The organism is Leptobacterium flavescens (genome assembly GCF_010671605.1).
In the GTDB taxonomy this organism is placed as follows: Bacteria; Bacteroidota; Bacteroidia; order Flavobacteriales; family Flavobacteriaceae; genus Leptobacterium; species Leptobacterium flavescens.
This window is the reverse complement of sequence record NZ_JAABOO010000004.1, coordinates 98,747-110,535: the sequence shown is the minus strand read 5'-3', so window position 1 is coordinate 110,535 and position 11,789 is coordinate 98,747. Positions and strand designations below refer to the sequence as shown.

Annotated in this window: 12 protein-coding genes; all 12 read left to right on the top strand. The window is 36.4% G+C overall.

The features are described 5' to 3' along the window. The first annotated feature begins 10 nt into the window (after positions 1 to 10). The 12 genes from GWK08_RS16660 (at position 11) to GWK08_RS16605 (ending at position 11,783) form a co-directional block, all read left to right on the top strand. Complete coding sequence (locus GWK08_RS16660) at positions 11 to 442, top strand: hypothetical protein (protein ID WP_163608386.1); 432 nt, start codon at positions 11 to 13, stop codon at positions 440 to 442. A gap of 161 nt (positions 443 to 603) precedes the next feature. Then, positions 604 to 1,263, top strand: a complete 660-nt coding sequence (locus tag GWK08_RS16655) for a helix-turn-helix domain-containing protein (protein WP_163608385.1) — start codon at positions 604 to 606, stop codon at positions 1,261 to 1,263. 31 nt (positions 1,264 to 1,294) lie between these two features. Continuing rightward, entirely contained in the window at positions 1,295 to 1,975 is a 681-nt protein-coding gene (locus GWK08_RS16650; RefSeq protein ID WP_163608384.1) for a hypothetical protein, read from the top strand. 25 nt (positions 1,976 to 2,000) lie between these two features. Next, positions 2,001 to 3,227, top strand: coding sequence for a POT-type proton-dependent oligopeptide transporter (locus GWK08_RS16645; protein ID WP_163608383.1), 1,227 nt, complete (start codon positions 2,001 to 2,003; stop codon positions 3,225 to 3,227). A gap of 50 nt (positions 3,228 to 3,277) precedes the next feature. After that, a complete protein-coding gene (locus GWK08_RS16640) occupies positions 3,278 to 3,733 on the top strand; it encodes an SMI1/KNR4 family protein (protein ID WP_163608382.1) in 456 nt (151 codons plus the stop codon). Positions 3,734 to 4,042: 309 nt separating this feature from the next. Beyond that, entirely contained in the window at positions 4,043 to 4,915 is an 873-nt protein-coding gene (locus tag GWK08_RS16635) for a carboxypeptidase-like regulatory domain-containing protein (RefSeq protein WP_204336090.1), read from the top strand. Positions 4,916 to 5,108: 193 nt separating this feature from the next. Then, positions 5,109 to 5,750, top strand: a complete 642-nt coding sequence (locus GWK08_RS16630) for an HAD family hydrolase (RefSeq protein WP_163608380.1) — start codon at positions 5,109 to 5,111, stop codon at positions 5,748 to 5,750. A 132-nt stretch (positions 5,751 to 5,882) separates the two neighbouring features. Continuing rightward, the gene (locus tag GWK08_RS16625; protein WP_163608379.1) at positions 5,883 to 6,776 is read left to right on the top strand and encodes a sugar phosphate isomerase/epimerase family protein; all 894 of its coding nucleotides are present in this window, start codon (positions 5,883 to 5,885) and stop codon (positions 6,774 to 6,776) included. A gap of 115 nt (positions 6,777 to 6,891) precedes the next feature. After that, a complete protein-coding gene (locus GWK08_RS16620) occupies positions 6,892 to 7,992 on the top strand; it encodes a helix-turn-helix domain-containing protein (RefSeq protein WP_163608378.1) in 1,101 nt (366 codons plus the stop codon). A gap of 89 nt (positions 7,993 to 8,081) precedes the next feature. Then, positions 8,082 to 9,734, top strand: coding sequence for a serine hydrolase (locus GWK08_RS16615; RefSeq protein WP_163608377.1), 1,653 nt, complete (start codon positions 8,082 to 8,084; stop codon positions 9,732 to 9,734). 219 nt (positions 9,735 to 9,953) lie between these two features. Then, positions 9,954 to 10,721, top strand: coding sequence for a LytTR family DNA-binding domain-containing protein (locus GWK08_RS16610; RefSeq protein ID WP_163608376.1), 768 nt, complete (start codon positions 9,954 to 9,956; stop codon positions 10,719 to 10,721). 129 nt (positions 10,722 to 10,850) lie between these two features. Beyond that, positions 10,851 to 11,783 (top strand): cupin domain-containing protein, encoded by a 933-nt coding sequence (locus tag GWK08_RS16605; protein ID WP_163608375.1) that lies wholly within the window; start codon positions 10,851 to 10,853, stop codon positions 11,781 to 11,783. The last annotated feature ends 6 nt before the right edge of the window (positions 11,784 to 11,789 follow it).

Below are 11,789 nucleotides of genomic sequence, written 5' to 3'. Positions count from 1 at the left end.
ACTAAACAAATTGATAAAAAAAGCCATAATAATAACCATCATCCTGAATTCTTTAATCCTGATCGGTGTGCCGGATGGGCACGGTTACGGAATTATGGCCATGTTTGAATTTATTAGCATTCCATATCTGATAAAAAATGGTTTTCAGATCAATAGTGAATATCCTTTCGAGATTGGCTTTATAATGATTGCAGTAATTTCCTTAATCGGGAAAATGATTTTAATTGTTAGCCTCTTTTATAAAAAAATATCGGACAAAAAACCAATGATCTATTTCGGGCTTGTTTTAATAATACTTGCATTTATTGGAGTTGTTTATTCTACCATACAATATGACAGCTTTCTGTTTGCAATAACATTTGGCTCCGGGATTCCATTTATTATGTATTTTGGAAGGGTAATTTATTTAATGAATAAGAAAAATATAAAGGTCAGTGATTAAACCCTACCTTTCGGAAGGCAGGCATAAATCAACGTATAAAACGCATAATCAGTAGCTTTACAAAACCGTTATAACCCATGACGTAAAGGTGACGTTAAGCTGACGCAACATAAAAGTATGTTTCCGAAATACATTTGCTGAAACAATAAATATTATTTGAAATGGAAACAAAAGATTTAGCAAAAAAATTAAAGGAATTAAGAGCGGTCAGAGGTATGTCTCAGGAATATTTAGCTGATGAATCGCGGGTAAGTTTAAGAACGATCCAGAGAATTGAAAACAATGAATCGGAACCAACAGGCGAAACGATAAAAAGGATAGCAAATGCATTAGATGTAGAGTTGACCGAATTGATCGGACCGAATTCGGTTACGGAAACAAGCGATTTAAAGGCAACTATAATCTTTCTGAAAAAAAAGCTTTCCAAAACCATTGAAAGTTCGGAAATTAAAACCTTTGAAAATTTTATAGCGCTTTTACAGAAACTAAAAGAAAAGGATTTAAACCCCCAGCAGATTGAGGCAATTGAAAGCTATATTCAGTATTTAGAGCTGGAAAAAGTACCGTCGTTTAGCAACGAATTATTCAAACAGAAATTAAGTAAATTCGGAAAATACCTGAAAAACAAATTGCATTTTGTACCAAATAATTATTACACCACCCGGACTGCAGGTTTTGCACTTGCATTTGCCTTTGGTTTTGTTGTTCAGGCTAATATAGATTACACCATCAAGATCGGAGTATTCTCGGCTGCCTTGTTGATTATCGGGATCGGGGTTTTTATGGATCTAAGAATAAAAAAACAGGAACGCTCATTTTAGTTCCTGAAAACCACTGCTGTTACCTAAAAAAATGAAAAGAAAACATTATCTACTCGCACTTGCCCTGCTGCTTACTGTAACCTTCGGGCTAAGTAGTTGCAAGTACAAAAACAGTCAGCCGGAGCCTTCTACGGTTTCCCAGGACTCTATTTTATCTCCCGGATTACTTAACAGTGAACGAATTAAAATGAAATTCGGAAGCTACGGTATCAAGGTCCTTAACAACAATGCTGAAATAAGAGTATCGGACCTGTATAGCACTGAAGGCGATAAAAAAACAACAAGGACTTTTGCAGTGGTTCATTATCCAAAGGCCGTAGATAGTGTTTTTCTAAAAGAGCATACAAAGATCCTGCAGGGTCAGTCTATCGGCGCTGTTTTTAAACAACAGCAGTGGAAAATTAAAAAGAAGAGTATTTATGTAGGCAAAATTTCACCTTCAAATGAGTTTTCGGAGGTATATAAACTTATGGGTGGTATTGCTCCGTCTGAGTTGGCGATCTATATCTACGGCTTCCATATTGCAAAAAACAACGAGGAATATCAGTATGCCGTAATTTCAGAGGTCTATCATCCGGATTACCTCAGCCTAAAGGATCTGAAACAGATCATTAAGGATGCGGACAACTATCTGGAGGAAACTCCCGCTAGCTCCCAAATATTAGAACAGGTAGAGAGTAAAATGAAGCTTAATTACAATCTACAGCAATAGGGCACATAATAGATAATAAAACAATATGGAAAGAATCGTAAATCAATCTCACAATAAATATACTTTTCTATACTCATCTTCAAGGTTATTTGAAAGAGCTTCATACTACGGATTACGCTCCCTGATTGTTCTCTATATGATTGGAGAAAGCTTAAAAATGTCTACAGGAGAAGCTTTAAAAGTTTATGGTTGGTTTATGGCTTCAATTGTTTTTTCACAGATCCTGGGCGCTTTACTGGGCGATTTGGTCATTGGAAATAAGAAATCAATACTCATAGGTGGTATTTTACAGGCAATGGGAACTTTCTGTTTATGTATCCCATCAACAGCCGGATTATATCTTGGAATTGCACTTGTGGTTTTAGGTACAGGGTTCTATACCCCGAACATAATTTCTCACTTTGGAAAACTCTACTTAAATAAGACTAAACTTTTAGATTCCGGATTTACTATATTTTACTTAGCCGTAAATATTGGAAGTTTTTTAGGTGTTTTTTTGATTGGATATCTCGGTCAGATGTTTGGTTGGAATATAGGGTTCATGATCGCGGGAGTGTTAATGTTACTTTCCCTCATTTTCCCTTTATTATCAAAGGATAAAGATAAAATACCGGAAACAGAGAACCATATTGGTATTGGTCAAAGAATAATAAAGATCTCAATCGCTTTTGTTCTTGTTGCATTGTTTTGGGCCTTATACGAAGTGTCTTATGCCAGGTATTTTGACCTGCAAGAGAAGTTTAGTGAATATTCAACATTGAATATTTCACAAAGTGTTTTGTCTGCATTAGACTCAGCCTTTACCATCCCGGTAAGTATTATTGCGATTATCCTTTGGTCTTATTTTTATAACAATCAATTCGTAAAGCTGACAATTGGCTTTCTTTTTGGGGCTGTTTCTTATGGAATACTCTTTTTGATTCCGGAAACACCTTCTGAGCAACATTTAATTATCTATATGATATCATTGTTATTTTTAAGTATTTCGGAAATTCATATTGCACCAATAATCCATTCAATTCTCACTCAATATACCAATCCAAAATACCTGGCAATAATTGTTAGTTTAGCATTTGTTCCTACCCGTCTTTTTTCTTTTCTGGTAGGGTTGTTTAGCGAGGAGCTTTATTCCAAACCAATACTTGCACTCAAAATCGGAATGATTGCCATGAGCGTTATAGGTATTGGGTTAGTTATATATACACTTATAAGCAAAAAATTATCAACAGCAGCAGTACACAATCAGTCTTAATCATTTATCAGAACTCATTGGAATATCAAACTCTAACCGTAATCTAAAAAATGACATTTGAAGATATAAAAGCAAAATATTCTGAACGAGAACCTGCATTCCCAGATCATTTACCAAAACCGAATGAATCGGATCTAAATGATTTGATCAAAAAATACAATTGTAAATTCCCGAAATCATTTATTGACTTTCAATTGAAATATTGTAGTGAGGTTCCCTTAGGTGATTTTTCCTTTGATGGATTTGGCTGGGCGAATAAGGAACTAGGGCCAAATCTGAATTTAGAGGAAATCCTAAAAGATTATTCCGATCTAAAATTTCCTGAGCACCTAACACCATTCAGATATGATAATGGTGATTTTTGGTGTTTTGATAATCGTAGTCCCGAACCTGAATTTCCCGTCGTGATTTTTGACCATAACTCGAACGACATCGAATCAGACCCAAATTATAATTGGACAAACTTCATAGACTGGATCGACAAAACGATGGAAAATGAATATTAAAGAGCTTTATATTCCTATTGCAAGCATGAATTTGACGATGAAGAATGTATCAGATGTGGTTGGAGTGGACAACCTTCAGAATATCTAAAAAATAGAACTGAATAAAACGAGGGTTTCAATATTAGATAAGAAGGAATCTGTTTTTGCTTAAGAATTGTACACAAAAGAATTCAAACGTATAAGATCTTCTTTACTCATTTAAATCCATACTTCACTCAATGTAGTTTTTTTAAAATTCAGATTGAACCTAGTTTCGGGTAACTTTAAAACCAATCTATTTTGAGAAAAATTCTACTTCTAATAGTGTTAATGATAACAGGTATTACTTTCAGTCAATCAAAAGAATATTATGGAACAGTTAAGGTCAAAAGTGATAAAACACCGATTCCAGGAGCTATTGTGCTTGTCAAGGGAACCAAAATAGGGGTTCAAACAGATTTTGATGGAAATTTTAAAATCACGGTTCCTGATTCATTAAATATTTTGACCATTTCATATTTAGGATTTCAAACGGTAAATTATAAAATTGGAGCTGAACGAAAACTGGAAATCTTATTAAAAGAGGACTGTACTATACATTGGTTTGATAAGCAACACATAGGGTTCTATTTAAATAGCGGAGTTGTAAATAATCCGCTTGGTGGACAATTCATTTTTACTTTTCCCGATTTTTTTAACCTTCCTACTTTAAAAAGTGAGATCAGTTATCAAACAAATTTGAGGGACAATCGGTTTTTAAATGTACATCTCAATTTACATCATCTATTTGTGAGTTGTGGCTTTAACGCTGATATTAATACCTCTTATCGCAACCTGGATTTTAATAATAATATAGATCTATCAGCATACTCAATAGAAGCAAGTTTAAATTTTCATGGAATAAGCACAATTGTTGGTTTTAGTTCGATTGATTTTATGAGCACCGAAAAAATCATAGATTCTTACGGAGTAACACTAGGTTTGAAGGCATGGATCGGGCCGCCTTTTTATATGTCTGTTTCTGCTAAGACTTCTGTATATAAAAACCTAAGCGAGTATCATGCAGAAATAAAGAGGCAATACAGAAATATATATGGGTTTATGAAATATTATAAGGTGAATGATTTTAACGAGTTAAGTATAGGGATCGGAATTGAAGTCACTTATCTCTTTAAAAGGCAAAGAGAAGAAAGACGTAATTAAAAGGAGTACTCTGTCAAGGTAACTTTAAAATAATGTTTAGCGATAGTAATGCATAAAATAAGCAATTAACGTTTTATGAATAATAAAAATATTAACTAAAGCGACATACTACAGGACTATGCATGTCGATCAGTAATCATCCGTAGTTTTATTTATTAAATTAGCCACTCATCGTTCTACGCTATTTGTAAAAATGAAATACAGAACTCTTATTTTAGATTTTGATGGCACATTGGCCGATACCAAAGAAAGTATCCTGCAAACAATGAGGTTTGTAGCCAATAGTTTTAACATCAGGGACTTTGATGAAAAACTAATCGAGAGTCTGATCGGCTTACCTTTAAAAACCACTTTCGAAAAAGCTCTTTTACTCGATGACAGTTCAATTCAGGAAGCAACTTTGGTTTATCGCAAACATTACAATGAAATTGTCCTGGATACTATTTCTCTTTTTGACAATGTTAAAGACACATTATTAGATTTTCATCAAAAAGGAATAAACCTGGCAGTTGCGTCAAGCAAAGGAAAAGAAGCTTTAGTCAGGATCCTTAAAAGACAAAACATCTATGATATTTTTTCATTCGTCGGCGGTGAAGAAGACGCAAAAAATAAAAAACCTGCACCCGACATTGTCAATCTAATAATGAACAGATATAACTACTCACCAAATGAATGTTTGGTAGTTGGTGATACCGTTTTTGATATCGAAATGGGGCAAAGAGCCCATGTGGATACATGTGGTGTTACCTATGGAAACAATACAAGAGAAGAATTAGAAAAACAAAGGCCAAACTACATAATTGATAGTTTTAAAGATCTTAAAGAAATTATCTGAGCGGAAAACATCCTGTAATTATCTGTTCTTTATATAACCTAAAGAACTCTTCCCATTCGTTTTCTATTTGTTAACTTTAAGAGCTAAGCTTACAAAAGGACAGGCTCAGACTAGCGTTAAACAACCTCTAATATGACTCGAAGGGACTTTATTAAAATAAGCGGAACAGTCGGAGCACAAAGCTGTTTACCACTTTCATTCTTATCTTTTACCTCCTCCCCTAAATTTAAACTGGGCTATCAGCTTTTTTCTATCAGGGATGAAATGGCAAAAGATCCGGTTGCCACCTTAAAAGCCCTGAAGAAAATGGGCTACGAAGATTTTGAACATTACGGATTCGATGCGGAAAAAGGAACCTATTACGGTTTTAAAGCCTCAGAATTCAAACGCATTCTGGACGATCTCGGGCTAAGTATCAGTAGCGGGCATTACGCCTTTTCGGACTATTTATTTCAGTCGGATGATAAAATTAAACACTATACGGAAAAATGTATCGAAGGTGCCTTAACTCTTGGCAGTAAATATATAACCTGGCCGTGGCTTGATCCGGATCAAAGGACGGTTGACGGGTTTAAACGCACCGCATCAAAGCTGAACCTGATAGGTGAACAAATTTCCGAAGCCGGACTCACCTTGGCCTACCATAATCACGGATTTGATTTTGACGATCTGAACGGAACAACCGGCTATGATATAGTGATGAAAGAGACCGATGCTTCGCTGGTAAAACTTCAACTGGATATGTACTGGGTGATGCATTCCTCGAATTCAACTCCTGCCGAAATAATAGCAAAACAGCCGGGGCGCTTCGTTATGTGGCATATTAAGGATATGCATAAAGAATCCAGGGATTATACGGAATTAGGAAATGGTTCTATCAATTACCATAAGATTATGCCCGACCCTACAGTTTCGGGGCTTCAATTCTACTATATAGAACAGGGAGGCAACTATACTGAAAACTCATTAAAAAGTGCTGCATTCAGCGCTAATTATTTTAAAAGGAACCTGCAGAAGTATCTCTGAGAGGAGAAATAATATTTATAACAATCTCTCTGAGATTTTTTAGTTTTTTATTAAACTGTAACAAAATGTTGTATCACTGCTCTTTAATGATGATTTCTAATTATTACCTTCTGTTATGAAGCATTTGATCAGTTTTGTTTTAATTGTTGGGGTTGTTCTTTGTGGCTTTATCATTTTCAGCCTGATCAGAACCAAAAAAAATGAGCTTCCGCAGAGGATATTAATTTCCTTTTGGGTATTTATACTTGCCGTTTTTCTTCATTTTTACGGAAATTTAAACGAGCTGAAACTCCTCTCCTCTCTCAATTACCCCTTTATCAACATTTCTCAGATGTTTTTACCGGTATTGGTTTTTCTCTATGTAAAATCGATCTTCTTTTACGAGCGTTCTTTTTTCAGGAAAAATATCTGGCATTTTATTCCCACCATTATTTATTTTGTTTTTTTCACCCTCCCCAACCTGATCAATCTATTCACAGATCCGGATGTTTTTAACTATGTTAAGCGTGCCAATCTGACTATGATCACCTTATTTAAAGATTCTTACGGGGTTTTGTACTTTATCCTCTCCCTGGCTTTGCTCCACAAGGTTCAAAAGAAACTCAAGCATCTTTATTCTCACCTGGGTCAGCGACATTTTTTATGGCTGAATATTTTCCTGTTTACCTTTTTCGGCGTGATCGTCATCGACTTTATTTTTACGCTAAGTGAGTTCCTGTTTAATTATAGGGTTGAGTGGGACGGATATATCACGGTGATCTTACTTATCGTTTCTATGTTCTATCTGGCTTATTACGGGATCAGGCAGATCACCCTGTTCATTCCGGAATTCCTGACTCAGGATAAAGAACAGCTGTCCGGTGCTTCGGAGGACTTTAACAAACTGAATGAAAAACTGAGGTCCTTGTTGGAAACTGATAAACCCTATCTTATCCCAAATCTGACCCTAAGTGATCTTGCTGAAAAACTGGGTACTTCAGAAAAAACTCTCTCACATTTTTTAAATAATTTCCTGAATGTCTCTTTTTACGATCTGATCAATAAACACCGGGTAAACGAGGCCAGGGAAAATTTAAGATCGAAAGAACTGGAAAAGTACTCCATTATCGGGATTGGCAGTTTATGCGGTTTTAGTTCCAAGAGCAGCTTTTACAGGGTTTTTAAAAAAGAAACCGGTTTAACTCCCCTCAGCTATAAAAAACAATTCGACAAATAGTCCCAATTCTTCCATTGGGAATTGTTACCACAGGGATTTCCTGTTTCTAAGAGCTTATTTGATCATCTTTGAAAAAAAACTTTTACACTATGATTTTAACTTCTGTTTCTCCCAAAAAAGCATCTTTCTTTTCTTTCTTTTTTCTGGCAGCGATCTCTGTTTTTCCGCAAACTAACAATACCGGTTTTTACGATAATTTACTGGAAGAATATTCTATTCCCGGCATGTCTATCGCTGTGATAAAAGACGGGAAAGTAGATCTGAGTCATCACGGGGTCACATCCAACGACACTAAAACTCCTGTAAAGCTCAATACGGTATTTGGTGCCGCATCCTTAAGCAAACCTGCTTTTGCATATGCCGTTATGAAACTGGTAGAGCAAGGGAAAATAGACCTGGATAAACCCTTATATGGATACCTGAAAAATAAGGATCTGGAAGATGATGAGAGGCATAAACAAATTACCGCCCGAATGATCTTAAGCCATTCCGGTGGATTACCTAACTGGAGAAGAGGAAAACTTAAGTTGATGCACGATCCGGGAACTAAATTCCAATATTCGGGAGAAGGTTATGTGTACCTGGCCAGAGTGATTGAACATATTCTGCAAAAGCCGGTAAATGAGTTTATGAAAGACCTGGTATTTAAGCCTTTGGGCATGGATCATTCCGGTTTTACATGGGAGGACCGTTTTAAAACAAACTTCGCCTCTCCTCATGATTATACGGGATCTTCCAAACCCAATTGGCGTCCCGAAAAACCTGTGGTTGCTTCTTCTTTGCAGACAACGGCTACGGATTATGCAAAATTAATGATGGCCATTCTTCAAAGAAAAGGGCTCAAAAGAAGCACTTACAGGCAAATGGAGAAGCCACAAATTGAAATAAGTAATTCCTTATCCTGGGGATTGGGCTGGGGAATACAAAAGTCGCCGAGGAGAAAGTATTTATGGCAGTGGGGAGATAACGGTACTTTTAAAGCTTTTGCCATGATATATCCTGATAAAAATGAAGGAATGGTCTTCTTTGTCAACAGTTACAAAGGGCTTCGTATTCTTCCCAAACTGGTTGACTATCTGTTTAAAGACACTATTCCGGAATTCGATATGCTTAAAAACAGTATGAGAACCCGTGCCGATGAAAAACTAATGCTATCAATATTAAAGAACGGTTATGAAGAGGGTGCTAAAGCGTTCTTTTTTCCGAATAGTACCCAAATAAACACATCGCTTATAAATGAAGGGCAGTTGAGTTTTGTTGCGATGCAATTAAAATGGAGAAAAAAATTTGCTGAAGAAAAAAGCTTGCTAAAAGCTATTGCCCTGGCTTATCCGAAATCGTTCAGGGCTCAAAAAAGCTATGCTGCCCATTGCATACGGCATGGATATAAGGAAGAAGGCATTGAGTATTATAAAAAAGCTTTAACCATAGATCCTGAAAACAAGGATATCTTAAATACGATCCACCTGTTGACTTCCGATAAACTTACGGGGAATGTAACCTTTGTGTTTAGTGATTATCTGTGGGCTTCATCGGTTTCTGTTATCGGGTCTTTTAATAACTGGAGTTCCTCCAGTACTCCCCTACTTAAGAAAAATGGGGTCTGGACGACTACCATACAGCTGGAGCCCGGTAACTATTCGTATCAGTTTATGGTTGACGGATATCCTCTGCTGGATCCTAAAAACCAGGTGGTGATCAATAAAGATGGTCAGATAGGTTCCTTGTTAAAAGTAGAGTGAATTATGTATCCGGTTTATTGAGATTGTCCGGGGGCCAACTAACTGTTGATCCGTCTGAAAGATTTTCCATTTGAGTTTGTATTCGCTAAATTAGTTGCATAAAACACCTCTACCTTTTAAAAGATCAGGTAAAATGCAATGAACCAAAACGATTTTTCTTTTTACAACTCTTCAAAATATAAACTCAGCTTATGTATTAGCATAGCTGTGTTTTTTTATTTGTTTCTCGTTTTTTTTCTTCCTTTTGGTATCGATAATTACAACCCGAACCATGAATATACCCTGGCTTTTTTATTTGAGATCTCAAAGTTTGGGATCGCGGTTTTTATATTTTCTGTTTTTAATGAATTTGTTTTGCGTTCCTTTTTTCTCAGGACTGTAGATCGTAAAGGAATTATACTCTGGAGCATCTGGACCCTTTTATTACTAAGCACCGTAACTTTTTTTCTTTATAACATTCTGGGGAACTGGCATGATTTTTCAGTACAGAGTTACCTGGGTTTTTTGGTCAATACTTCTGCTGTATTGATCTTTCCAATAATAGGCACATTTTTCTTTTTTCAGTATCGCCTGTTACAGCATAAAATAGAGCATATTCTAACCACAAAAGAGGAGTTTGTCGGTTCCGGGCAACTTATCAGTTTTAAGGGGCAGGGCAGTAAGGATCAGATCACCCTGGCCGCTTCTAATTTTCTTTACGGAAAAGCTCAGGATAATTATGTGGAACTCCATTTCCTCGAACAAGACCAGTTAAAAACCTTTTTAATACGTTCTTCCCTTCACAGTTTGGTAGATTCTATCAATTCTGATGCAATTAAAAGGTGCCACAGGTCCTATATGATAAACTTGCTTCATGTAAATGCCATTAAGGGGTCAAATCAGGAAATGAGCCTGTTCCTTGACCCGTCGAATACGGTAATTCCTGTTTCAAAATCCTATAAAAATTCCGTTTTAAAAACCCTTCGCGACCTAAAGAATTTTGGCTAGGTTCTGATTTCACCACAAATTATAGATTTTCACCACAATTGCCTGTTTACATGGCTCTCAGGAGAAAATTATGAGCTTATTTTATTGAAAACAATTTTAAAATTTCCTTAATCTAAAATCATAATTACAATGAAAACTATAACTTCTTTAAAGCTAAAAACTATACTGTTTTGTTCCCTTTTTAGCCTGATCTGTCTTTCCGGGGTTAAAGCTCAAAATGAAAGCACTCATGATATTCTGCAGAGTTTTGTAGAATCCTATAAAACAGATCATATGGCCCATAGTGTAAGTTTTGGTATCAGGATAGGTGATGATTGGTGGCACGTAAGCTCTAAAAGAAAACAATCGGCTTATCTCGTCGGTAAAAACAAACAATATACCTTTCATAACTTCGGGCCGCATGAGGTAACTCTAAAAAAAGGCAAGCCGGATTCCCTGACATGGTACTTTCATTTTGCCGATAAAAAGGTTCTGCTCAATATCTACAACAAAGTATGGACCGCTGCCTCCGCTTCAGCTAAATCGTACGGATCGGATATCGTAGGTTTAAATATACGCGATATGGAGGGTCATAGAAGTGACATTGGAGAGGATGCACTGGCCTATGAGGTCATGGAGCATTTCTGGAAAAAAGATGCTGTCGAGATCACCTACTTTAACAGAGACGGATCCCTTCCCACTCATGGTGTGGATCACGTTGGATTGTACACTATGAAAGATAAAAGGATCGGATGGTTCAGTATCGGACCCGAACAGGCAGCAAATGCCGAACGCGGACTCGATAAAGGGCAGGTACCTAATCTGTTTATTATTACCAAAGGGAAAGGCCGTGCCGAGCTGGGAGACGATAAAGTGGAGCTAAAACCCGGGATGAGTGTTTTTATAGGCCCCTACGTAAAGCATGTTTTGTACAATCCTTATGATGAGCCTTTGGAAGGTATCATTATTCTTTTTGGTGATAACAGCGATTACATAAAAGGCAAATCGTATCTGGATCTTTTAGAAAAACAGCATGAATTCTATAAACGTTATGACCTGAGTCAGGTAAAGGGATCAAATTAGAATGCA